This is a genomic window from Paenibacillus nasutitermitis (assembly GCF_014641075.1).
GTDB lineage: Bacteria > Bacillota > Bacilli > Paenibacillales > Paenibacillaceae > Paenibacillus_Z > Paenibacillus_Z nasutitermitis.
Window position 1 is genome coordinate 497,045 of sequence record NZ_BMHP01000003.1, and the last position, 23,705, is coordinate 520,749.

Below are 23,705 nucleotides of genomic sequence, written 5' to 3' on the forward strand. Positions count from 1 at the left end.
ATAGTCTTAATCCTGAACGATAAGAAATTTATGCAGTCAACCCGAACAATTTATTTATCCAATCAACATCAGAAAGAACAGGTGATATTTCAACCTGTTCTTTCCTGAAGCATATGAAAAGCTTCAATTCCAGCTATTGTTTTCTCGGCTGTGAGGAATGATTTGAATCCCATCATTGCATTTATAATTTTCTTTATGAATCTGCTCCGCAACGTTGTTAACGTTCTTTGTTTGTCTAATTATGGTTTCTATCGATAGATTCTTTTCATTCATTTATATCGCGACTATCACTAGCGTCTTGCCTCATAAAGCACTGGCCAGGCTTCACCTGCGAATAGCTCTCCATCTTTACCGACCATCATTTGCGCATTAAAATGGCCATCTCCTCTTGAATTGCTGGTGTATCTCGTCTCTCCCGTCATCAGATGCACAGCCATCGAGCGGCGAGCGCTTTCAGTTGCGTTAGGGCCACTGCCGTGAATCGTCAACGCGTGGTGAAAACTGACCTGACCAGCTTTCATGACAATCGGAACCGTAGTGAAAATTTCATTTTCCGGAATTTCCATCGTTTCCTGCTGCTTCGACATGTTTTGTTCGAAGAAATCGCCCACATTCAGAAGCCCCCATTGATGACTACGCGGTACCATTTGCATACAGCCATTGGACAAGTCCACATCAGTAAACGCCACCCATGCCGTAATGAGCGATGGTTCCTTGCAGCATTTCCAATACGAATAATCTTGGTGCCAGCCCACATTAGCAGTTTCTTTGCCTTTGCCTCTGCCTGGTTTATATAGCAGTTGGTCGTGAAACAGCCGAATCGCATCCGCATGCATCAATTTGGCGGCAATAGCTCCGATGGTAGGATCTGTCGCAACCTGACGAAGCGTCTTGTCAGACCAATGAGAGTTGTCCGTTTTCCGCAATGCTCTCGGGTTATCCTGACTCTCCAGCCAATTGCATATCGGCTCTCTCGTCGTCTCGTATTCACCTTTGTACATCTTATCTTGATGCTCCTTAATTTGTGCGAGTTCTTCCTGCGAAAAAATAACCGGAGACACCCAGTAACCATTCTCGTCAAAAAAAGCAACATCTTGCTCTGAAGGAACACAATTCTCAAGCACTTCACGATGATCTACCATCTGCCAACACCTCATCCTCAATTTAAATGTATTTGACTCTGAGATGATCATAACATGCCTAATCTTCTATTTATTTGGCGATCATGAGCATAAATTTAAATATTTGTATCATCTTTGAACTCGCACCAGATGGGTCCGATCAACGAGAAGTATTTTGTTTCCGAAACTCGAGGGGGGATTTTCCGCTGTGCCGCTTAAAGAATATGCTAAACGTATGGATCGATGTGAAATGCAGCCTCGCGGCAATGGAACTTACCGATTCGCCGGTTTCACGCAGCAAGTGCTTCGCCTTGTCCAAACAGAGAGAACGAATATACTCACCGATGGGTACCCCCAAATGCTGTTTAAATTCCCGGGCCAGATGGGAACGGCTAATATGGAATTTATTCGCAAGGTCTTCGATTGTAAGGTCGGCACGAAAATCGGCATGCAAGTAATTTAATATATCGATCATGTTCGAAGTTAACTTCTTCGACTCTTGATTTCCTGCCAACGAAGAGGCGTTATAGATTCGTACTATGGAGACAAGCAGCTGGATAAACAAACCTTGTACCATCGTATCATTTAAAGGGATTTTCATGCGCAGTTCTTCAAAAATGTTATCGAATATGCTTTTTACTAGACCTTTTTCGTCCTTCTCCACCCGATTGAACCCGATTTTATAATATTCTGCTTCCAAGCTTCTCATGAGCTCGAGATTAAAGCCAAGGTAATACAACCGGAACGGCAAATCTCCCGCAGCTGCTCCCTGATGACTTTCACCTGGTTTCGTTAAAAAAAGATCACCCTGGCTAACTTTATAGAAAGATCCGTCTATCGTAAACCAACCTTCCCCACACTCCACATAACATAGTTCGAAATGTTCATGATGGTGGTTGGGTACATGCCATGTTTCGTGTAAAACCACGCCGATATAAGATAAATTATCAAATTCTGTCTCACAAGGAATATCGAAACGAATTTCTTTGTCTGATTCAAACAAACGTGAATCCTTTGGTCTGCTGTATTTGAGGGAATGTTTATTCTCCATCTGGCCACCTCCCTACTGCAAGAGTATTCTAAAAATGGTGCTGGTGCAAGAATTTAAAAAAGTTCGCAGTTACCCGACAAAGTATAGTTTGCTATGCTACTAAATCAAATATCTTATTTAGCCATTCAACAGCAGTGAGGACAGTCGAACTAATTTCACTTGGGAGACAGGCCCTTTTACGCGAGTAAGCAGCTTTTCAAAAGCTTCATCCGTCCTTTAAGGGATTCATCATCCATCGGTTTTTTATGAACTATAAACATACCTATTTACTCCTCTTCTAAGGGCTTTTTATAGGATTCCCCCCTAGAAAAAAAGCATACGGTCCGCAATAGATCAACTGTTTAAATAATCCAATGAATAACGTTCAATCTCTTGTTTAATATTATCTTATACTGACTTATACCCTCGGGTGATAAAAAACCTTGATAGACCAAGGAATATGGTTATCAAGGCTTTTAAAGTGTCTCAAACATATGGCGTTATTTATCTCATTTATTAACGTAATCAGTCTCAACTATAACCGTTACTCACAACATCTTATATTTGGCCTGCCTTACCCCTTATAAGCACGCATGGCCTTGCGCAGCTCCCTGATGCTCGGACGCTTGCCGTACATCAGTACGCCTGCGCGGTAGATCTTCGCGGCCAGCCAGCCGACGATAACAATCGAGACAGCCAGTGCCGCGATGGAGAGCCAGACCTGCCAGTACGGCGGGTTGGACAGCCCAAGGCGGGTAACCATGGCATAGGGCGAGAAAAACGGAATGAATGACGCTACTTTGATCAGCATCGTATTGGGATTGTTTAGTCCCCCGAACATACAGATGTAGAAGCCTGCAAGCGACAGCATCGTGATCGGGAGCACCGCTTGACCCAGATCTTCGGTACGGCTGACAATGGAGCCGACAGCCGCAAACATCGTGGCGAACAGGAAGTAACCCAGCAGATAGAAAATAATCGCATATACCAGCAATACCGGATCCACCTCGCTAAGCGAGATATTCATGTCCTTCAACGTATCCAGATTGTGCGGCAGCGTCATATTAACGATAATCACGATAATATATACCGATATCTGTGTCAGCCCGACGAGGAACATGCCGAATATTTTACCGAACATGCCTTTAAGGGGCGACACGCTTGTAATGAGAATTTCCATGACACGCGAGCTTTTCTCGGCCGTTATTTCACTGGCAATCATCTGGCCCGTAATCATAATGGCCATGAACAGCATGAACAGAATCACGTACACCAGTCCGATATCCATAGCCTGCTGCGAGGCTGTTTTGCCTTGCCCTACCGAACCCGCTCCATCGGAAGTGGAGATCTGGACGGAATCGATCACAACCGGAGCCTGCAGCACCTGCTTCAGCTCATCGCTTAAGCCTACGCCGGTTAATACGGCTTCATTTTTGATCGATAACAGCGCAGCCTGGAGTGATCGGGTAGAACCGGTATCCAGCAGCGCCTCCGATTTGTACACGACGCTTGGGAATCCGCCGTCCGTTGCCGCCTTGAATTCCAGATAGCCGTCAACCTTCTCATCGGAGACCGCCTGCTTAAGCGCCTTCTCGTTAGCTTCTTCCGAACCCGCGTCGGGAATGGCGACCATTTTGATTTCAGGTTTCTCCTGCTTCTGATAATACTCGTCCAGCAGCGCCGCGATCCCGGTTGACGTAAACATCTGGGAGCTTAGCTGTTCCTGCGCGCTGTCGAGATATCCAACCGCCGTCGGCTTGTCTTCGCCGCTGAATTTGGAGAACAGATAAGGCAAATTAATCACTACACTCAAGATAATGGCAATAATAATGGTCGTAATCAGAAAAGCTTTGCCTCTGAATTTATTTTTGACCGTAAATCCGACAACTGTCCAAAAACCGTTATTCATGGCTATCACCTACCGTCTTAATAAAGATTTCGTTGAGCGTTGGCTCCATCACTTCAAAGCGCTTGACGTCCGTTTGTCCCATTGCCAGCTCCAGAACAGGCCGGCCTGCGGCTTCGCCGGCTATCATCAATTCATACCCGTATTCATGACGGTTCACCTTCAGTACGCCATTCAGCTTCTCGAGCCCGGTCACATCGCCGGCGGTGGACAGGATAATACGTTCGCGTGGAAACTGGTTTTTGATCTCCTTCAAATTACCTTTCAGTACCTGATTGCCTTTATGCAAAATCGAGATATTCCGGCACAGCTCCTCGACATGCTCCATCCGGTGGGTGGAGAACAGGATGCTCGTTCCGGCATCGCGCAGCTCCTTCACCGTAGATTTGAGCAGCTCCACATTAACGGGGTCAAGACCGCTGAAGGCCTCATCCATAATAACGATCTTCGGCTCATGAATGACGGAAGCAATGAACTGGATCTTCTGCTGGTTCCCCTTGGACAATTCCTCCACCTTCTTGCCGTAATACTCCGGCACGCTGAAGCGGTCAAGCCAGCGCTTGAGATTACGGTCGGCATCCTTGCGCGACATGCCGCGAAGCTGGGCCAGATACATGATTTGATCACTGACCTTCACCTTGGGATACAGCCCCCGCTCCTCCGGCAAATATCCCAGGCTGCGCAGCTGTTCCAGGCTATACGATTTATCGTTGTATGTGATGCTCCCCCCATCGGGATAGATTAATCCCAGCACCATACGCATTGTTGTTGTTTTGCCGGCGCCGTTGGCCCCGAGCAGTCCGTAAATTTCCCCTTGCTCCACTTCAAAATTGATTCCGTTTACTGCTGTTTTGTCCCCATACTGCTTGACCAATTGACTTACCTTTAATGCCTTCATTCAAGTCCAGCTCCTCTCACGTGGTACAAATAAGATAATGTTCAGGCTTGCATGCGAAGCCGCTCTCTTTCTGTCAGCAGCACCAGAATATCGTCCAGTTCAAGCTTTTGCCTTCCGGTTATGGGCAACTGCTGCGACGCACACCATTCCTCGGCCTGACGGGCTTCGCATGTCGTCACCTTCACGACCTTTCCTCCAGCAGGCTCCATGCCGCATAAACCGGGCAGGGACCTCAGCTCGATTCCTTCCCGATCGCTGCCGCCCGTGTCCAGATACAGCACATACCAGGATTCCAGAAGCGTATCCTTCTCATACATTCCCAGCATGCGGCCGTGAACCATGAACACAATGTAATCGGCGAGGCGCCTCACTTCATCGACGATATGAGAAGCCATGAGTATGGTTCTGTCTCCCCTTTCCATATAACGGTGGAGAACATCGATCATCGTTTTCCAGGCGATGGGGTCGAGCCCCGATGACGGCTCATCCAGCATGAGCAGCTGCGGCTGGTGAGCCATCGCTACAGCCAGATCGAATTTGCGCCGCATTCCTTTGGACATCTTGCCAAGCTTCAACGACGTCTCCACGTCGAAACGGCGAAGCAGCTCGCGGTACAAGTTAAGATCCCAATTCGGGTACCACTTGCGGATGAAATCCGCTTTTTTGTCTGCGGTCAGGTGGTCATCCATCTCGATGCTTTGCTCCGGCACATAGCCAATTTTCTGCTTGAGCAAATGGTCGCGCCCGTTTCCGATCCTCTCCCCAAGCATCTCGATTTGGCCTGAATCAGGCTTGCTCAGATCCAGCATCAGTCGGAACAACGAGCTTTTCCCCGATCCGTTGGGTCCAACAATCGCTGTAACATACCCTTGGGGTATATTCAGATTGACCGGTCCCAGCTCAAAATGCTTCCTCTTCTGAACAATCTCCTGCAGACGTATCACTGACTGCTCCATTACGACCCATCTCCCTTAATGGCCAGCGGCCCAGCGCGCCGCTTGCGTATCAATATTTCCCGCAGTATGTCCAGCATTTCCTCGTCTGAGCATTGGACAAGTTTGCCGGCTTCCACTGCCGTCTCCATCGCCTCAAGCACGGCGCTGAGCCGCTGCTGGCCGCGCTGCTCCTCGCCAACTTTGGCTACGAATGTGCCTGTGCCTTGCCGGGTTCGCAGAATTCCCTCATTCTCCAAATCCTGATAGACGCGGCGAATCGTAATCACGCTGCATTTGAGCTGCTGGGCAAGCTCACGGATCGAAGGCAGCAGTGTATTTTCCGCCAACTGTCCGCTTACGATCAGCGCCCGCAGCTGCACCTCGATCTGGTAGTACAACGGCTCAGCGCTTTGTTCATTAATTTGAATCGGAATCCACACCGTGCACACCTTCTTTTTTGGGACTTCAACCTTCACCCGTCCAATTATTGGACCAGATTGCTTGCATCAAGCCGCTTCTTGACCAGCCATCCGATGGCTGGGATCGTCAGGAAACCGAATATGAGCATACACACAGGCAGCAGTAAATGATGATCTCTGGCGGCATCCAGCGTATATTTCATAACACTTATATTGTTCAACCAGAGCAGCAGGGTGACCAGCACATAGACCAGCAGATACAGGATGCAGGCAATCGGATAGGCTTTCCCGCCCACCCCCATTTCAAAATAAACATAGGTCGAGCTCACCGCAAGCCCATATCCGATCCAAGTCAATGCGAAGGCTATAAATTCATAAGGACTAAGCATCGCTTGCAGATCGCTGGAGATCAGATACTGCGAGGTGAAAAAGCATATCGCAATGATTAAGAAAAAAATCAACATCTGAATCATCCTGGAGATAACGATGGTATTCATGGGGACAGGGAGCGTGCGCAGATAAGCGATCCTGTCCTTTACAGGATCTGTCTTCCAGAACTTGATGTTATTCTGAGTGATCAGAAAACCCATACAGGGGATCAGGCTCAGATAAAAAAAGTCAACAAGCCAGTTATCCAAGGCTGTTGCCGGATCCGCCTCCAGGAAGTTTGGCATAACGGGCAATATTATCAAGCTTACATAGGAGAAAAAAACAAAGGATAGAATCAGTCCGATCCAGGATCGGCGCATATCATATTGAATTAAAACAAGTGTGCCCTGCCAACTGGTCATGCTCTTCTCCCTTCGGTCATCATACTGTATATATCTTTATACACAGTATAATGACAAGAAGCAGAAGTTGTCAACCGTAATTTATAAAATTGTTTCGGGAAACTTTAAACGCGCATAATCAGCGGCTTGCATAACCAAAACCTGTAACGGATGGCGTCATATCTTGCGGGAGGAGGTGTGCGCAGTGTTTTTGAATGACAAACAGACGCCAGTATTCTATTGGCGTCTGTTTGCGGTAGAAGAAAAGTCCGTATAATCGGCCCCGGGGACAGGGCGCTAATCCGCCTATTTGTCCAGCAGACCTGCCCATTTCTGAAGGATCTTCTTCACTTCATTGGAACGGATCGGTTTGCTCAGGAAACCTTGCATGCCACTGCTCAGGCATGCGTCCTTGTCTTCCTGTCTGGCGAATGCCGTCAGTGCCAGAATGACCGGAGAATGACCGGGGAACTGTTCCCTAATCCTTCGGGATGCCGTAAGTCCGTCCATTACAGGCATTTGGATATCCATAAATATCAGATCATAGCGTTTCTTTGCCACAGCCTCAACCGCTTCTTCGCCATTGGACGCCAGATCCATCTGACATCCGATATGTTGAAGGATCGCAGCCAGGAGGCGCTGATTCACCGGATTATCCTCCGCTACCAGAATCCTTAGCTTTTCATATGCAAAGTCCGATAATTCTTCTTCGCCGTCATTCTCAGAGGCTGAATCATCCGAATCCACAAACTCGCCTTCATCATCCGGCAGTCCAACCGCGACCGTAAAATAAAAGGTGGCTCCTTGCGACTCTTCGCTCTCGACACCGATGATGCCGCCCATTAGCTCTACGAGATTTTTGCAAATGGCAAGTCCCAGTCCCGTCCCTCCGTATTTCCGGTTTATTGCAGGATGGAGCTGAGAGAAGGACTGAAAGAGCTGATGCTGTTTGCTCTGGGGGATGCCAATTCCGGTATCCACCACTTTGAATTCCAGAAGTGCGGATTGAAAAGGCACAGCGCTCTTCATGCCAACTGTAATCACGATGCTTCCTGTATCGGTAAACTTGATGGCGTTGCCCACCAGATTCACCAGCACCTGCCTCAAGCGGACGGGATCCCCGATAATCAACTCCGGAACATTATCGGCAATTTCATATTTCAGCTCGATATTCTTCTCCGCCGCCCTGTGGACAAACAAATCGAGCAGATTATCCATCGCCTCGCGAACGGGCACCGGCTCGCGGTTCAGTACCATTTTACCGGCTTCAATTTTACTGAAATCAAGAATATCATTCAGGATCATGAGCAGCGCCTCGCTGCTCTGGCTGATGATTCCCGCATAGTTGCGCTGTTCATCATCCATAGCGGTCTGCATCAGCAAATCCGTCATGCCGATAATACCGTTCATAGGTGTACGAAGCTCATGGCTCATGACGGAAAGAAACTCCGACTTCGCCCGGTCTGCGCGTTCAGCCGATTCCTTGGCTTTAATGATCTCTTTCTCGCCGGTAATATCGCGGAATACCACGACTGCCCCTTTACGTACCCCGTTATCGAATAGCGGAGTTACCTGGTATTCCGCCAGAAAGCTGGTCCCGTCTTTTTTCCACAGCACAGCCTCTTTCTGCTGATGCGAACGACCGCTGTGAATCGCCTGAAGGATCGGCGTCCCTACGGATGACAAGCCTCCCGGACCATACTGCTCAATAACCCTCAAGTCGAGCGTTTCCGGCGTATCATTCGGACAGAAGCCCAGCATTTGAGCTCCCGCCGGGTTGATAAACGTGGTCTTCCCTTCGATATCAAGGCCAAAAATGCCCTCAGATACCGCATTCAAGATAAGCGCATGCTCGTAGCTCAGTTTCTCGATCTGCTGCATGTATTGTTTGCGTTCCGTCACATTTCGGGATATAGAGACTAGCTCCTTGACTTGATCCTTGTTATCAAACGTGTACCGGCTGCTTGTCTCAAACCAAACGTAGGTCTGATCCTTCTTGCGGAACCGGTATACATACGTATCCAAATAACGGCCTCGTTCGTTATGCTTCAATGCGTTCTTGAAAAGCTCTCTGTCTTCCGGATGGACATAACTCAATCCGCTTGTACCGATCATCTCCTCCTGCTCATAACCGAGCATCTGAAAGCAAATCGGAGATGCATATAGAATCGTCAGATGCTCATCTACAGCGTGGCGGGATATGAAGTCCAGCGAATGCTCCGAAATAATACGGTAATTCCGTTCACTTGCCCGCAGTCGCTCTTCCATATGAGTCTGCTCCGTAATATCCTGGACCATGCCAATCATTTGAAGAGGTCTGCCGTCTTTAATCGAGACGGTTTCCCATTGGTTGCGTATCGTTCTGATCTTCCCATCCGGATGCACCACCCGGCACTTCAACGATGCCGGCAGCCCATCTTGAAGCGACTGCTCGACGACCGCTTTAACCGGCTCGCGATCATCAGGGTGGATTCTCTCCAATAAGTCCTCGAACGAGGTGATTTTCTCTGTGGAAGTTTCACCAATAATACGGCCTGTTTCCTCCGAAATCGACAGGTCGCCTCTGACCAAATCCCATTCCCAGCTGCCCATATGAGCAATACGCTTGGCTTTCTTCAGACGGTCCTCATATTTCTTCCGATCCGTTACATTCCGTCCGACGGACAATATTTTCTCCGGCTTCCCCTCTTTATCCCGCACAACATGAGACCATATCTCAAACCACAAGAAGCGGCCGTCCTTATGGCGGATTCTCCGTACAAACCGGTCTTTTTCCGAATAAAGCTTCCCTGGCTGATCCATCTGGGCGGCATCCTCAGGATGGTAAAAATCCTTGCGTTTCCTGCCGATAAATTCTTCCTGCTTGATGCCCAGCAAGCTCCACGAGGAAGGCGAGACATAGATCAGCACGCCATCTGGCGTACTGACCGATATGAGATCCTGCGCGTTCCTCGTCATCAGGGAATATAAATCCTGATAATCAGGCATGGAGGAAACCATCGCTTCAAAGGCCATATCCGGCCCTTTGGCAGATAGCTCAACTATCAATAAAGCAGAATCTCCGTTTGGGATAGTTGCCGGATACTGCGCCCATCGTTGATGCGTACGAATGTCGTAGTCCAGCTTATGTTTAATCACATGATCCGTATCATATACAGCTTCCGCGGATGCAAGCAATCGTTCAAGCTCATAAGACGGAATGGATGATTCTCCATCAATTTGTTTAGTCAATTCGGGAAATGTTTTGCCGATCAATTCCTGTTCGGTAAACCCTGTCAGATCTCTGTAGGCAGGATTCGCATAAAGCACCGTTAAATCCTCAGCAACCAGAATGGCAATACCATTCATAGCATGATGATAGGCTTGTCCCAACGTAGTGTCCTGGTTTAACGGAGGTTCAGTCATTATCGTCCCTCCCACGTTTCATGTATATATTCATTATACTATTATTCATGCATTTATAAACAATAGAGAACGCTTCCAGCATGGCACAGAAGATTATAAAAAAAGAACCGAAGGTCATACTCCGGTTCTCCAATTTCCCACATGATTCTATGATTATGATTCCAAATCGCGGATCGGCCTTCAGCCGAATAATATATCAAGTACCGGTTTAGTATGTCCGCCAGGATACATAATATAAAGCAGCGTATAAACCAAAGCGCCTGTAAATGCGGTACACAGCCAAATTACCGCTGTGATTCTACCGATTTTACGGTGTTTCTCAAAACTATTGCGGAAAGCAAGCGTCAGCGTGGTGATTCCGAAGACCGCCGCGACTGTAGCCAAAGTAATATGAAAAAACAGAAAAATCATATAATAGGTCTTCAGATCTTCCGGTCCGCCCCACTCTGTGTTGCCGACAAATATCGTACGGGAAACGTATACGATAAAGAATATCAGTGCCGCTACAGCGCCTGCAATCATCACTTTTTTATGGGCGTCCAGGTTTCTCTTAACTGCCAGACGCCAACCAATCGCCACCAATATTCCACTTATCAGGATGAAAGACGTACTGATCGCAGGCAATACATTATACATTGACAAGGGTCATCCCACCAATTCTTCTATTCATACCTTATTACACAGCCTGCTTGTTAGACTCCAGCGCCCGCAGGACCAATTCCACCTGGTCCTGGCAATTCATCCTCCGTATCGCCTTTTTCCCTCTGATACCAATGAAAGAAGACATAGGCGAGAATGCTGCCATACATGATTTCCTGAACCAGCTTCATCACGATTCCGCCAAGCTGCTGATCCTCTACGGGCTTCATCAGATTAAAGAAGGAAGGTCCGTCAAACAGCGTAAGCAAGCGCATAGGATCGCCGGTTACACAATAACCCATAGCTTTTGCCCATACCTGCGGATCATTATAGGTCGCAAACACCGGGGTTGTGGCAAAAATAATCAACGCACAAGCGGGTGTCAATAACATCCCGTTCGCGAACACGTAGGCCATTTTGCGCAAATCCGTCAAACGGTTCCACTCGGGAACAGGACAGGCGATCTGCCACCACATCATGAATGATGCGATCAGCATAACCCCATAATAGAGCCGGTGGACGTTAAAATGGGTCATGACAAAGTCATGGATATCGGGAATGTGATAAACAGAGAATAGCATATTAAACAGGAGCAATGACAGAATAGGATGCATCAGGAAATTCAACTTTTTCCAAAATGGCTTGCTGAACATCATTCTCCAGACAAAAGCAGGTACGGCCAGCAGAATAAGCGGCGGTACGATCAGATAGGAGATGGACATGTTCATCATATGAAAAGTAAACATCATATGCCCAAGCATCTCCATCGGGCCACCCTGCGCCATATAATACAAGAACGCACCCGCAACAAACATCAGCTTCTGAATCCATGTCGCGGCAGCCTCCTGAGGCGCGTGCTTCTGCTTCCAGGGCCCAATGAGATAGAAATATAGAATGACAACAGCAGTCATAAAAAAGAATACCATCGGGCTCCACAGCTCTTCAAAAGTGAAATACTGCAATCCAAGCATGCGTCTTTACCCCTTTCCAGCATTGCCCATATTTACAAAAAAAGAGGGGGCCAACTAGGGACCGCCCTCTTTTCAATTTAATAGCTGACTACCACCAGGCCCAGTACTCCGCCATAACAACAATGGTAATGACAACGAACACGCCCATCAAAATTCCGATAATTGGGAAGATATGTCCGCGATCCTTCATATGCATCCAGAACGACATTTGAATAATGACCTGCAGGATCGCCATAAAAACGAGCATGATATAAACGAAAGTGCTGTTCATTTCGCCTGCAGCCACCATTGAGAACGCAATAACGGTAAGCAGTATCGAGAAAATAAACGCGATAATATGCTTTTTGGGGCCTTCATGCTTGTGGCGTTTGCCAGCTTCATTCACCGTTGTATCATGAGTTGACATTGATTAGCCCACCTTTCCCATCAAATAAACGACAGTGAAGATGAAAACCCAAACGACGTCGATGAAATGCCAATACATCCCGGCGACATAGATCTTTGGCGCGGTTACAACCGTTAAGCCTTTTTTGTAGACTTGAGCAATAAGCAATCCGATCCACAGCACCCCGAATGCGACGTGGGCGCCGTGGAAACCGACCAACGTATAAAATGATGTACTGAATGCGCTTGTCGAGAACTTATGCCCTTCATGAATATATTCGGTAAACTCATAAATTTCAAGTCCAAGAAAACCAAGTCCCAGAACTACCGTAATAATCAGCCAGTTGATCATCGCCTTCACTTTTTGGCTGTGCATCGCTTGAATGGCGAATACGCTTGTCAAGCTGGACACCAGCAGGATCAGGGTGGCTATAGCAACCGTGGGGAGCTGGAACAGCTCCTGTGATGTTGGATTTCCTTCTCCCACTTGATGGCGAAGCGCCAGATAAGAGGAGAACAAGGTTCCGAACAAGACCGTTTCCCCGCCCAGAAAGAGCCAGAAACCAAGCACTTTATTGCGGCCTTCGAGAGTTGCTTTCTCCGGCTCGTGCGGCAGCTGTCCATCTACATGCGAGTGTGCGCTCATGCTTTTACCCCCTTGTCTTGCAGTTCTTCCGGTTCAATATGGAATCCATGATCATCGAATACCGAGCGGAGGAACATGCAGCCAAACGTAATCGCAAGGCCTGCAATACCTACAATCGTTATATGATACATAAATCCAAGACCTGCTATAAACAATCCAACTGACATGACCAATGGCAGAATGGATGGTGACGGCATATGAATCGAACCAAGCGGCTCGGCCGGCGTCATTCCCTTTTTCCCTTCCATCTTTTCTTTCCAGAAAGGGTCATAGCTGCGCACAAGAGGTGTCTGTGCAAAGTTGTACTCAGGTGGCGGTGAAGGAATCGACCACTCCAGCGTACGTCCGTCTTCCCAAGCGTCGCCAAGGGCGTTGCGAGGTTTCATTGCCGTGACCACTACATTAATCAGGAAGAATATGGTACCGAAGCCCATCAGCATGGCTCCGACTGTACTGATCATATTCAGATTGTTGAAGCCCATTCCATCCAGATACGTCCAGACCCGGCGAGGCATCCCCATCAGACCGAGGAAATGCTGCAGGAAGAATGTCAGGTGGAATCCGGTAAAGAAGGTCCAGAATGTTAATTTACCAAGAGGCTCATTGAGCATGCGCCCGAACATCTTAGGCCACCAATAATGAAGACCTGAGAATATACCGAAGATCAAGCCGCCAACGATAACGTAGTGAAAGTGGGCGACAACGAAATAGGTATCGTGATATTGATAATCCGCAGGAGCTGCAGCAAGCATAACGCCCGTTACACCGCCCATTACGAATGTCGGTACGAAGCCGATCGCGAACAAGTTGGCGGCAGTAAAGCGGATCGAACCGCCCCACATGGTAAACAGCCAGTTGAAAATTTTGATACCGGTCGGCACGGCGATCAGCATCGTGGCAATGGAGAACAAGGCGTTCGCTACCGGTCCAAGCCCGGTCGTGAACATGTGATGCGCCCAAACCATGAATCCGAGGAAACCGATCAGCACGGTCGCGAAAACCATCGAGCTGTATCCGAAAAGTCGTTTACGCGAGAAAGTGCTGATAACCTCGGAGATAACCCCGAATGCCGGCAGGATCAGGATATATACCTCAGGATGTCCGAATATCCAGAATATATGCTCCCATAGTACAGCATTACCGCCATTATTGACCTCAAAGAAGTTACCGCTGAACAGCCGGTCAAACATCAAAGCGACCAATCCGACTGTCAATGCCGGGAAAGCGAAAAGGATCAGCGCCGAAGTGATAAAGGCGGTCCATGTGAACATCGGCATACGCATGAAGCTCATGCCTGGCGCACGCATATTAATAATCGTCACCAAGAAGTTAATGCCACCGATCAAGGTTCCGATACCGGCAATCTGCAAGCCGATGACATAATAATCGACTCCATGCCCTGAACTGTAGGTCGTGGTAGCCAGAGGCACATACGACGTCCAGCCCGCGTCAGGAGCTCCGCCTGCGAACCAGCTGACGTTCAGCAGCACGCCGCCTGCGAAGAATGTCCAGAAGCCAAGAGCGTTAACAAAGGGAAAAGCAACGTCGCGCGCGCCGATCTGCAGTGGAACCACAGCATTCATCAGCGCAAAAAGCATCGGCATCGCCGCGAGGAAAATCATTGTTGTACCGTGCATGGTCAACAGCTGATTAAAGGTTTCAGCGCTGACAAAATCATTCTGCGGCTGCCATAGCTGAATCCGGATGAGAATAGCTTCCAGACCTCCAACAAGGAAGAAGAAGCCCCCCGCAATCAAATACAGAATGCCGATTTTCTTATGGTCAACAGTAGTGAGCCAATCCATTAGGCCGCTATACCGCTTGACCGCATGTGCATGTGCCAAAGTTGGTACCTCCTTCAATCCGCGAGTAAATTAATAATTAAGCTTCAAGTCAGCCAAGTACTTGGCGATGGCATCAAGCTGTTGATCATTGAGCTCTACTTTAGGCATAAGCGTTCCGGGCTTAACGGCTTGAGGATCCTTAATCCAGTTCTTCAGGTTATCCTCAACTGGCGCTTCATTCTTATATTCGGGATTGTCTCTGTTGATCATAATACCGGCAACAGAGTCCCGGCTGCCTACTCCGGTCAGATTGGGATAAGTCTGTCCGCCGTTGGCGCCGATTGCATGACAGGACAAGCATTGGCTTGTAAGCAGATCGGCAACTTCTTTATCTGCAGGAAGGGCGACCGGCTCCTTCATCTGGGCGATCCAACGCTCAAACGACGCACGATCCACGACCTTAACCTTAAAATCCATCAGTGAGTGGGAAGGTCCGCAAAGCTCTGCGCATTTCCCTAAGTACACGCCTGTTTTTGGCGCTTCAAAAAACATTCTGTTTACGTTTCCGCCCGGGTTTGTATCGATCTTGCCCGCAAGCGAAGGAACCCAGAAGGAGTGAAGCACATCGGCCGTTTTGGCCTCGATAGAAATAACGGCATCGTTTGGAATGAGCAGCTCCTGAGCTGTTTTCAAACCATATGTCGGATATTCAAATTCCCACCAGTATTGATGCGCGGTAACTTTAACCTGAATGGCATCCGGATCTTTGGAATAATCCTTGGCAAGTCCAAATACCGATTGAATAGTCGGGACGCCCATGATAATCAAAAGAATAATCGGAATAACTGTCCAAATAATTTCCAGTTTATGGTTACCTTCAACCTGAACCGGAATTTTGTCGCCTGGACGGCGGCGATAGCGAATAATAACATAGAACGCCAGTGCGAAGACGACGACCACTACAATTACCATGAGAATAGTAGTCAGCTTCATTAGTCCGAATTGTTCGTCGGCTACCGGTCCTTGCGGTCTCAGCGCCGACAGGTCAGCTCGTCCGCATGCTGACAGGAGCAGTACCATCCCCGCTAGAAGAGGTATAAGCCGTTTTAGAACGTGCCACCGATTCATCATCAATCAACCCCACTTTTGACTTTTTCGCAGCAGCCGTGGATGGCGGAAATTCGGCTCTGCTGCGTTATTTTTCCTGATGTGTAGACAAACTTCCGCAATCTAATCACTTTATTAAATATAAAGTTGGTGGTCCTATTTGTCAATGTTCCCAAGAGAGTTCACAAATTGTTCTCAAAGGTTAAAATAACCCGATTTTATCGCTTTTTCGCTTGCCTTTTGGATCCCGTCGGACTCCCTTCAGCCTCCATGTCTATCCTTCATTGTTTGCTTAAACCATGGTTCTTTATGTATGTAATTTCGATGCATATTTCAAGTTTCGTCGCCCATGCTAATAACAGACCTAAGGAAGGGGCGATCCATTATGGAAAAGCTTCGCAAGCTTCTTGCTTCATTCGCAGTAATTACGATAATTCTAACCGTCCCAAGCGGGTGCAACTACAGGCGTCATACAGAGAACAGCACCTATGATTACGGGACCCAGCAAAAAAACGATCCTAAAATGATCGGCAGCCGCATGTACGGAACAATGAGCGGCATTGCGGGACAGCATGACAATCAATGGCTTGAGTACAGCAACATCCTCTCCACAGAGGTGTCCAATATTAACGGCGTCGCCGCAGCGCTTGTATTTCTGACGGACAAGAATGCTTATGTGGGCATGACACTGGACTGGACGGCAACCGGAACCCGCAAAACCGGGGGCATGCGAGCCAGGGAGCAGGACAATACCGGCTCCAATTCCGGTGTTTTCAATACGGAAACGGGAAGTCCTTATTGGAACAACCAGCGAATCGTCGGCCCTTATAATTCCCAGCTCTCAATTAATGACCACAATGAAATATCCGGTGAGCTTAAGCAGACCATCGCCGTTCATATCCGCAAACTCGCGCCGACGGTCCAGGAGGTTCATATATCCGCCAACCAGCAGTTTGTGAACCACCTTGTCCAGTATGCCCAGGAAGCCTGGTCGGGACACACTCTTTCCCCATGGACGGAATCCTTCAATAAGTTGGTCAAGCATCAGTTCGACGGCGGCAATGATGTCCCGGAACCGCTGGATGTCCAGATGCGCCGCGCCCAAAATAAAATAACTCAAGACTAAAAGAGGCGCCATTGTGCGCCTCTTCCTGTCTTGAGCCTGATTTCTACTCTACTCTTATTACTTTGTACAGCGCCGGCCTGATCCAATCCAATCCGGATGCTGGCCGTGGTCATGCAAGATCATTCATTGACAAATTTGCTTCCTGCAATATTCTTGCCTCGTGCCAGCCACACCTTAAATCCGGCATTCTTCTCCGGATCCACCTTGGCTTCCGTGGAGAAATATCTCATCGTATATCCGCAGCGGCGGTAAGGGCTTTTGTTTGCCTCCGCACCATGAATGATCCGGGAATCATGCAGCGAGCATTCGCCGCGCTCCAGCTCAAAGTAGACGGCTTTGGAATCATCGACGTTTTTGATTTGAGTGGCAAACAGGTTATTCGCCGCGTCCACATCCTCGTATTCGGAGAATCCATTCTCATGAGTGCCGGGTATTACACGCATGCATCCGTTCTCTTTCCAGCTGCGGTCAATCGCCAGCCATACGGTAATGATTTTATCGAAGGAGCTTAGCCGTCCCTGCCAATAGGAAGAGTCTTCATGCCATGGCGTCGGGCGTCCAACAACGGGATCCTTACATATAAAATGGCTGGACCACAAACCGATATTAGGTCCGATAATCGGCTCCACCAAATCCAGCACTTCATCGCTAAGCAGATAATCAAGCAGACGTTCATCGCGGAAATGAGGCGTATCCAGCTCGTCGGAGAGCTTGCTTCCCTTTTGGGCGAGCTGGTCATCGAAAATTTCAGTCAGAGTACGCATTTTTTCCGGACTGAAAAGCTGCTTCTTATGGAGCAAGTAACCGTTCTTCTGATAATCCTTCACCTGTTCGGGTGTAAGCGTGGACAAAGTCATTATTTATGGCCTCCCTATGGTTTGTACTTAAAGTGATGTCCTTATTCTACGACGATTCAGGGGGCAGATTCTCCTTTTATATTCAGACAAAATACGCATATCTTCAGATTCAATTAACAATGCGGTATAATCACTTTATAACTGCGACTTTTATAACCTTTTTTAACGTAAAGGAGCTGAACATTAATGGCCCATCCTCCGCTGCCGAGGAGATTGACCAACAACGAATATTTCTCATCCTCCAGCTTTCGTATCTTTCATCAGCAGATTGACGGACTGGTCACTTTGCACTGGCATGAGTTTTATGAAATCTCATTCATTGTGTCCGGCGAAGGCTTTAATATGGTCAACGGTGTCTCCAAGCCCATCGCTAAAGGCGATCTGTTTCTGCTGACACCCGCGGATTTTCACACCATCGGCCCGGCTCCGGACCATACGCTCGAGATTTATAATCTGATCTTCTCCGATGAATGGATGGAGCCCCGGATGCGGGAGCTGCTGTTCCATAATCCCTTGGAGCTGTCCGTTATGATGGAAGAAGAGATTGCCACGGAGCTTGTCCAATGCTTCTCTCTTATATTGAAGGAATCCAAACACGATTATCCCGGCAAAAGCATGATGGTAAGGAGCGCCCTCGACCGAATCCTTATTGAATTGTACCGCGCATGCGAGGCAAAGCAGCCGGAGAAAAGCAAAACGCAGCCTGTGACGGCGTTTTCCCATGCGGCCGCCATCCAGGATGCGCTGGTGTATATCCATCATCATTTCCGCGAACCGCTTTCCCTGGAGATCGCAGCCCGGCAGGCCAGGCTTTCGCCTAATTATTTCAGCGACTGCTTCCGCAAAACAACCGGAACGGCTTTTCAGCAGTACCTCCAAAGCTTGCGGCTGAACTTCGCCAAATCGCTGATCCAGTCCTCCACCCTTCCGATCTCGGAAATCAGCTATATTTCCGGCTTCAATACACTAACGAATTTCGAGAAAATGTTCAAACGAATGTTCGGGGATGCGCCCAGAAGCTTTCGTTCCAAAACGGAAAACGGGTAAAACCGGTTCCGGATATCCTCTTTTTGTCAGGCCAGGGCCCCTCATGCCAATACCCGCAGAACATCGTCGATCTTGCGTCTGTGCGAAAGCACGCCATAATTCATCCAGGCCATGAAATCCACTTCGTAGACGCAGCGGTTGCGGGCTGCCGGCAGACTTCTCCAGAGCGGAGTATCCAGCAGCTCGCGGCCCTCGCCTTCCAGCTTATCGAAGGTGATGAACAGGTGATCCGCGTCCAGTTGGGCCAATGTCTCGCTGGTGAGGCGCACCCGGCGCTCTCCCCGGGTTAATTGCTGGGCCAGCGGATGAGGCCGCAAGCCTAATTCTCCGTATAATACATTTCCTGTGTAGCCAAGCCCTCCGCAGCCATACAACACCACAGCGCAGGCGGAAATACGAAGCACAGCCACCGTTTGCGAGCGGACGGAGCGGCTCAGGATACCAGCAGCCTCCCTGCTTTTATGCTCATAATCACTAATAATTTCCCGGACTCTGTCCGATCTTCCGAAGACCGATGCAACAGACTGGAGCGTCGATCGCCAATCCTCGCATCCGAAGGGCAGCCTGAACAGCGGGGCAATCCCGCGACATTCCTCCAGACTCCACCGTTTATACCCCTGATTCAGCATAATCAGTTCCGGCTTGTGATCCGACAGTTCCTCCCAATCACCGGAAGAAATATCGAACTCGGGAACATGGTGAAGGCCCAAATAATCCTGCTTTCCCCAAAGGGCATGCGAAAACTGCACGACAGGCATAACCCCCAGCGCTAGCAGGTAATCCTCCAGAAACGGAGCAAACACGCGGATATTATCCTGATGCGAACGTCGGTATTGCCCGGGTGTAATGCCAAGCGTCCCTTTAAAGCGCCGGTTAAAATAATACTCATTGCTGTAGCCTACGGCTTGGGCGATATCATGCAGGCGCTCATTTGTTGCCGCCAGCAGTTGCCGGGCCCGCTCGATCCGGATGCCGTTCACATAACTCAGCGGATTCTGTCCTGTAATTTCTTTGAACAGCTGCGTATAGCGGGACCGGCTTGTCCCCGCCATAGCTGCCAATTGGTCAACGGTCAGCGCTTCATTATAGTTCTCTTTCACATAATCGATAGACCGCTGTACGATACTCTTCGGATTCTGTTCCTGCGGGTCTGCAGGATTGGCCAAAAAAACAAGCAGCAGCAGCTCTTGAAACCGGATGTGGTTGGTGAACCGCTGGATTTCTTCCCTCGCATTGCGGTTGTTGAATAAAGCGTCCAGCAGCAGCAGATATTGGGGAAAGGGTTGGCAGATTAAAGATCCGCAGCGGATTAACCCTCCATTGGACCCTGCCTTTACAGGACTGAAGCGTTCCCCTGCTGCGCTGGCGATTTCGAAGCTTAATTGGTAGAAGCTGATTCCTCGCTCTCCGCTCTCGATCCCTTTAAGCATGTCCGGCTCCAGCAGCAGTCCCGTCCCTTGTTCCAGTTGAACGTCAGCTCCCGCCTGCATGACACGGCCCTGTCCGTCCTTTACGATAATTAAGGTATAGTCCCGGCAACCCGTCCTGCCTGACCGGCCGGGAAAAGGCTGGTTTACCAGCTCAATTTGTTTTAAGGAATAATATAGCGTTTCGCGTTTGCCCGCCCCGGTACCTTCCTCCATTTGACTCCCCTCCTAATTGAGAATGATTTTCATTATTGTAAAACAAAGAAGAAAGCCAATCAACTGGAGTTGAAGAGCCTTCTTCCTTTACTTCATTTTCAAGCCTGCATAAGGCGATCATTGCCGCTTAATTTACCATGTATTTCAAAAGATCATCAAGCTTCATGGAATTAGCCATAATCGCTCCCGATTGCCAGTGTGAGCGTTCCATTTTATACACATTGCCATTTTTGATAGCAGGTATATTTTTCCATAGAGGTCCTTCAAGCGCTTTGAATGCTTCCTGATTCCCCGGGTCATCCCAAGTTCCATTCGCAGGAATCACAATAATATGGTCTGCTGCAAGCTCGGGGACCACCTCTTGGGATATTATAGCTTGGAAGTCCTCCATTTCAGCCACCATGGGGACAGGTTCAAGACCGAACTTATTGTAAAGAAGGCCGATAAATCTGTTTTTGATCCCAAACAGGGCAATGGTTTTTTCCGCTGTATTCAGTCGAATGACCGCTACCTTTTCCTTGCCAACTGCCTTCTGTAACATCGCTTTGCCATCCGCTATCTTCTGCTCATATTCGGCCAGCACGGCTTCCCCTTTCTCGGGAATGCCCATTACATCGGCAATGGCTTTCAAAATTTCACTCGAATCCTGCAGGATGCTCTCTTTCAAGCGGTAGGTTGGAGCGATTTTGGAATACAGCTCATACTTGGCGGCATCCGCCGCACCGTCCACGATGATCAGATCCGGATTGTGATCCAGCAAAGCTTCCAGACTTCCGCTTATGTCAAATTGCGGAGCATCCAGATTCAGATAGTCTTGCTTGCCCCAGCTGGGATGATACCATTGTACGACGGGCATTACTCCCAGGGCTTTTAGATAATCCTCGAGATATATTCCTGCCACGCGCTGCGGATGCGCCGGAATTTCAACCTCTCCAAACTCATCGGTTACGGTACGGGTTGCTTTATCCTCCCGCGTGCTTTCCGGAGCTTTGTCTGGCTGAACCGTTTCTGTGTTGTTTTGTCCCGCTCCCTCCCGGGATACGTTATTATTGGTACCGCATGCCGCGAGTCCCAACATTGCAATCATTAATATAGCCGTCCAAACCGTCAATCGGCCCCATCTAAACATCTTTCTCCACTCCCATGCTCGTTGTGATTGATTATCATTCTCAATTAACTTTAACATAACTATAATATCGCATTCCCGATTCCCGGTTCAATGCACATTTTCTCCCGTTTTCTTATACAAAAAGATGTGTTCTTTATTTTTTAGAATCAAAAATCTAACGCAGATCACGCATCCATTCTAACCGGTCAGAAAAAAAACATTGCATCCCCTACTCCATTTGGGATATGATGGTTTCTCGCTCTCTCTACGGGCATTTCACCTTTACATCCAGGCATTCCGGCTTGCAACGCCGCAGCTTATTATGATGGAGGTGCTATTTTGCTTTTCCTCGTGTTGGCCCGCAAGACTTATTTACGAAATTTGCAGTATCGTGGCGCTCATATGGTACATAATATCGCCAGCGCTATCTTCGGCTTTATCTACATTTCCATTTGGACGGGCATTGGCGTAAGCCAGTCGCTTGGCGCTTACGGAATGAGCGGCATGATCAGCTATGTCGCCTTCAACCAGGTCAGCTTATGGGTCGCCGCTTTTCTGAATAACGGCCTGGGTCTGGAGCAATCCGTCCGGACCGGTCAGATTGCGATCGAGCTTATGCGTCCGGTTCATCTGTTTTACCAGCTGATGTGCAAGGAATGGGGGCAGATTGCCTACCAGTTCGTTTACAAGTTTCTCCCGATCTACACGCTTTATCTCTTCGTTCTGCCGCTTCACGTCCCTTCATCCCTGTTTACTTTCATTTGGACCGCTGTCGCTTTGATGCTCGCCGCTTATATCTCCATCTGCATCAATTTCATAATTGGAGCCATGGCGCTCTGGACTACCGAATCACGCTGGCTGTACTGGGTCAATTATGCCTTCAGCATGCTCTTGTCCGGATTTCTCATTCCGATTGAATGGCTTCCGGGCTGGCTTGAGCTGATCAGCCGGGCTTCCTTCTACCCATTCCTGCATTATGTGCCGACCCGGATTTATCTGGGAATGGACGGATTAACGCAGCTGCTCGGTTCCCTTGCCTGGTGTATGGGGTTAACCAGCGTATGCCTGGTGATTGCCCGGACCATGAGGCGCAAAGTGGAGGTGCAGGGCGGATGAAATGGCTTCGTATGTATCGCCTGCTTGTACTCGCAAGTCTGCGCAGCCGGATGCAGTACAAATTCAATTTCTGGTTCTCTTCCTTCATGGCCGCCCTTATCAATCTCGTGGAATTCGCCATGCTGGCCATTATCCTGCTGAAGTTCGGCCATATCAAAGGCTGGTCGTTGGCGGAAGCCGGCTATTTGTACGCCATCCTGACCTTGTCCAAAGCCATTTACCGTACAGTGGCTTCCGATGTTCATCATCTGGAGAAATATCTGGTCAGCGGCGATCTCGACAGCCTTCTTCTGCGGCCTGTTCCGGTTCTGCTGGGACTGATGTCCTTCAATGTATCCTTCCGGATCGGCGAGACCATTCAGGGCATCGCCGTGCTCGCCGTCAGTATGCAGGCTTTATTCGCAGCCGGCCAGCTCAACTGGACCTCAATTCCGCTAACCGGAATGGTCATTCTCTCCGGATCGCTGCTGTTGTTCGGAATCGGTCTGCTTACCGCTACGGCGGGCTTCTGGCTCACGAGAATCGAGGAGCTGCAGAACATTACGGAGGACGCTGCCCGGACAGCCGTGCAGTATCCCCTTTCCATTTATCCGAAATGGATGCAGGGTTTGCTGCTCACGGTCATTCCCGTTGCATTCGCCAACTATGTGCCTTCGCTATATATATTGAGGGGAGAAGGCGGTCTATGGCTGCTGCTCTCCGCTTTTGCGGCGGCTATGGTCGTGTTTGGCGCAGGTCTTTTTATGTGGCGTGTCGGAATATCCCGTTACCAGAGCACGGGCAGCTAGACACT

At 48.8% G+C, this 23,705-nt stretch carries 21 protein-coding genes; 4 read left to right on the top strand and 17 right to left on the bottom strand.

Annotated elements, in window-relative coordinates:
• Positions 1-290 precede the first annotated feature (290 nt).
• The 14 genes from IEY46_RS21215 to coxB all read right to left on the bottom strand — a co-directional run bounded on the left by IEY46_RS21215 (position 291) and on the right by coxB (position 16,039).
• The gene (locus tag IEY46_RS21215; RefSeq protein ID WP_188994772.1) at positions 291-1,142 is read right to left on the bottom strand and encodes a phytanoyl-CoA dioxygenase family protein; all 852 of its coding nucleotides are present in this window, start codon (positions 1,140-1,142) and stop codon (positions 291-293) included.
• 139 nt (positions 1,143-1,281) lie between these two features.
• Entirely contained in the window at positions 1,282-2,172 is an 891-nt protein-coding gene (locus IEY46_RS21220; protein WP_188994774.1) for an AraC family transcriptional regulator, read from the bottom strand.
• Between the two features lie 553 nt (positions 2,173-2,725).
• Positions 2,726-4,060, bottom strand: coding sequence for an ABC transporter permease (locus IEY46_RS21225; RefSeq protein WP_188994776.1), 1,335 nt, complete (start codon positions 4,058-4,060; stop codon positions 2,726-2,728).
• Positions 4,053-4,955, bottom strand: a complete 903-nt coding sequence (locus tag IEY46_RS21230; RefSeq protein ID WP_188994778.1) for an ABC transporter ATP-binding protein — start codon at positions 4,953-4,955, stop codon at positions 4,053-4,055. The genes IEY46_RS21225 and IEY46_RS21230 overlap by 8 nt, the downstream gene beginning before the upstream one ends.
• Before the next feature lie 41 nt (positions 4,956-4,996).
• Positions 4,997-5,911, bottom strand: coding sequence for an ABC transporter ATP-binding protein (locus IEY46_RS21235; protein WP_188994780.1), 915 nt, complete (start codon positions 5,909-5,911; stop codon positions 4,997-4,999).
• Positions 5,911-6,330 carry a GntR family transcriptional regulator gene (locus IEY46_RS21240; RefSeq protein ID WP_188996073.1) on the bottom strand — a complete coding sequence of 140 codons (420 nt, stop codon included), beginning with the start codon at positions 6,328-6,330 and terminating at the stop codon, positions 5,911-5,913. The genes IEY46_RS21235 and IEY46_RS21240 overlap by 1 nt, the downstream gene beginning before the upstream one ends.
• 44 nt (positions 6,331-6,374) lie before the next feature.
• A complete protein-coding gene (locus IEY46_RS21245; protein WP_188994782.1) occupies positions 6,375-7,100 on the bottom strand; it encodes a hypothetical protein in 726 nt (241 codons plus the stop codon).
• Positions 7,101-7,385: 285 nt separating this feature from the next.
• On the bottom strand, positions 7,386-10,484 hold the full coding sequence (locus IEY46_RS21250) for a PAS domain-containing hybrid sensor histidine kinase/response regulator (RefSeq protein WP_188994784.1): 3,099 nt from the start codon (positions 10,482-10,484) through the stop codon (positions 7,386-7,388).
• A gap of 180 nt (positions 10,485-10,664) precedes the next feature.
• Positions 10,665-11,120, bottom strand: coding sequence for a DUF420 domain-containing protein (locus IEY46_RS21255; protein ID WP_373288851.1), 456 nt, complete (start codon positions 11,118-11,120; stop codon positions 10,665-10,667).
• Between the two features lie 56 nt (positions 11,121-11,176).
• Entirely contained in the window at positions 11,177-12,094 is a 918-nt protein-coding gene (gene ctaG, locus IEY46_RS21260; protein WP_188994788.1) for a cytochrome c oxidase assembly factor CtaG, read from the bottom strand.
• 88 nt (positions 12,095-12,182) lie between these two features.
• On the bottom strand, positions 12,183-12,500 hold the full coding sequence (locus IEY46_RS21265) for a cytochrome C oxidase subunit IV family protein (protein WP_188994790.1): 318 nt from the start codon (positions 12,498-12,500) through the stop codon (positions 12,183-12,185).
• A 3-nt stretch (positions 12,501-12,503) separates the two neighbouring features.
• Positions 12,504-13,124: a cytochrome (ubi)quinol oxidase subunit III gene (locus IEY46_RS21270; RefSeq protein ID WP_188994792.1), complete on the bottom strand. Its 621-nt coding sequence runs from the start codon at positions 13,122-13,124 to the stop codon at positions 12,504-12,506.
• A complete protein-coding gene (gene ctaD / locus IEY46_RS21275) occupies positions 13,121-14,929 on the bottom strand; it encodes a cytochrome c oxidase subunit I (protein WP_373288876.1) in 1,809 nt (602 codons plus the stop codon). Before ctaD ends, IEY46_RS21270 begins: the two co-directional genes overlap by 4 nt.
• Positions 14,930-14,998: 69 nt before the next feature.
• Positions 14,999-16,039 carry a cytochrome c oxidase subunit II gene (gene coxB, locus IEY46_RS21280; protein ID WP_188994796.1) on the bottom strand — a complete coding sequence of 347 codons (1,041 nt, stop codon included), beginning with the start codon at positions 16,037-16,039 and terminating at the stop codon, positions 14,999-15,001.
• Between the two features lie 361 nt (positions 16,040-16,400).
• On the opposite strand from coxB, the gene IEY46_RS21285 reads away from it, so the two are divergent.
• Positions 16,401-17,141 carry a hypothetical protein gene (locus IEY46_RS21285; RefSeq protein ID WP_188994798.1) on the top strand — a complete coding sequence of 247 codons (741 nt, stop codon included), beginning with the start codon at positions 16,401-16,403 and terminating at the stop codon, positions 17,139-17,141.
• A gap of 119 nt (positions 17,142-17,260) precedes the next feature.
• On the opposite strand, the gene IEY46_RS21290 is transcribed toward IEY46_RS21285, so the two are convergent.
• Positions 17,261-17,998: a phytanoyl-CoA dioxygenase family protein gene (locus tag IEY46_RS21290; protein ID WP_188994800.1), complete on the bottom strand. Its 738-nt coding sequence runs from the start codon at positions 17,996-17,998 to the stop codon at positions 17,261-17,263.
• Between the two features lie 186 nt (positions 17,999-18,184).
• On the opposite strand from IEY46_RS21290, the gene IEY46_RS21295 reads away from it, so the two are divergent.
• On the top strand, positions 18,185-19,045 hold the full coding sequence (locus tag IEY46_RS21295) for a helix-turn-helix domain-containing protein (protein ID WP_229750444.1): 861 nt from the start codon (positions 18,185-18,187) through the stop codon (positions 19,043-19,045).
• 41 nt (positions 19,046-19,086) lie between these two features.
• Here IEY46_RS21295 and IEY46_RS21300 read toward each other — a convergent pair whose 3' ends face one another.
• Complete coding sequence (locus tag IEY46_RS21300; protein ID WP_188994804.1) at positions 19,087-20,688, bottom strand: helix-turn-helix domain-containing protein; 1,602 nt, start codon at positions 20,686-20,688, stop codon at positions 19,087-19,089.
• Positions 20,689-20,815: 127 nt separating this feature from the next.
• Entirely contained in the window at positions 20,816-21,817 is a 1,002-nt protein-coding gene (locus tag IEY46_RS21305; RefSeq protein WP_188994806.1) for an ABC transporter substrate-binding protein, read from the bottom strand.
• Positions 21,818-22,135: 318 nt separating this feature from the next.
• Here IEY46_RS21305 and IEY46_RS21310 point away from each other — a divergent pair, with 318 nt between their 5' ends.
• Both IEY46_RS21310 and IEY46_RS21315 read left to right on the top strand, forming a co-directional pair.
• Positions 22,136-22,912: an ABC transporter permease gene (locus IEY46_RS21310; protein WP_188994808.1), complete on the top strand. Its 777-nt coding sequence runs from the start codon at positions 22,136-22,138 to the stop codon at positions 22,910-22,912.
• Positions 22,909-23,700 carry an ABC transporter permease gene (locus tag IEY46_RS21315; protein ID WP_188994810.1) on the top strand — a complete coding sequence of 264 codons (792 nt, stop codon included), beginning with the start codon at positions 22,909-22,911 and terminating at the stop codon, positions 23,698-23,700. The genes IEY46_RS21310 and IEY46_RS21315 overlap by 4 nt, the downstream gene beginning before the upstream one ends.
• The last annotated feature ends 5 nt before the right edge of the window (positions 23,701-23,705 follow it).

Coding starts and splice junctions, on each gene's coding strand:
- IEY46_RS21225 (WP_188994776.1), bottom strand. CDS start 4,060: ATGAATAACGGTTTTTGGACAGTTGTCGGATTTACGGTCAAAAATAAA.
- IEY46_RS21265 (WP_188994790.1), bottom strand. CDS start 12,500: ATGTCAACTCATGATACAACGGTGAATGAAGCTGGCAAACGCCACAAG.
- IEY46_RS21245 (WP_188994782.1), bottom strand. CDS start 7,100: ATGACCAGTTGGCAGGGCACACTTGTTTTAATTCAATATGATATGCGC.
- IEY46_RS21290 (WP_188994800.1), bottom strand. CDS start 17,998: ATGACTTTGTCCACGCTTACACCCGAACAGGTGAAGGATTATCAGAAG.
- IEY46_RS21270 (WP_188994792.1), bottom strand. CDS start 13,124: ATGAGCGCACACTCGCATGTAGATGGACAGCTGCCGCACGAGCCGGAG.
- IEY46_RS21295 (WP_229750444.1), top strand. CDS start 18,185: ATGGCCCATCCTCCGCTGCCGAGGAGATTGACCAACAACGAATATTTC.
- IEY46_RS21220 (WP_188994774.1), bottom strand. CDS start 2,172: ATGGAGAATAAACATTCCCTCAAATACAGCAGACCAAAGGATTCACGT.
- ctaD (WP_373288876.1), bottom strand. CDS start 14,929: ATGGATTGGCTCACTACTGTTGACCATAAGAAAATCGGCATTCTGTAT.
- IEY46_RS21250 (WP_188994784.1), bottom strand. CDS start 10,484: ATGACTGAACCTCCGTTAAACCAGGACACTACGTTGGGACAAGCCTAT.
- IEY46_RS21315 (WP_188994810.1), top strand. CDS start 22,909: ATGAAATGGCTTCGTATGTATCGCCTGCTTGTACTCGCAAGTCTGCGC.
- IEY46_RS21255 (WP_373288851.1), bottom strand. CDS start 11,120: ATGTATAATGTATTGCCTGCGATCAGTACGTCTTTCATCCTGATAAGT.
- IEY46_RS21235 (WP_188994780.1), bottom strand. CDS start 5,911: ATGGAGCAGTCAGTGATACGTCTGCAGGAGATTGTTCAGAAGAGGAAG.
- IEY46_RS21285 (WP_188994798.1), top strand. CDS start 16,401: ATGGAAAAGCTTCGCAAGCTTCTTGCTTCATTCGCAGTAATTACGATA.
- IEY46_RS21300 (WP_188994804.1), bottom strand. CDS start 20,688: ATGGAGGAAGGTACCGGGGCGGGCAAACGCGAAACGCTATATTATTCC.
- coxB (WP_188994796.1), bottom strand. CDS start 16,039: ATGATGAATCGGTGGCACGTTCTAAAACGGCTTATACCTCTTCTAGCG.
- IEY46_RS21215 (WP_188994772.1), bottom strand. CDS start 1,142: ATGGTAGATCATCGTGAAGTGCTTGAGAATTGTGTTCCTTCAGAGCAA.
- ctaG (WP_188994788.1), bottom strand. CDS start 12,094: ATGCTTGGATTGCAGTATTTCACTTTTGAAGAGCTGTGGAGCCCGATG.
- IEY46_RS21230 (WP_188994778.1), bottom strand. CDS start 4,955: ATGAAGGCATTAAAGGTAAGTCAATTGGTCAAGCAGTATGGGGACAAA.
- IEY46_RS21305 (WP_188994806.1), bottom strand. CDS start 21,817: ATGTTTAGATGGGGCCGATTGACGGTTTGGACGGCTATATTAATGATT.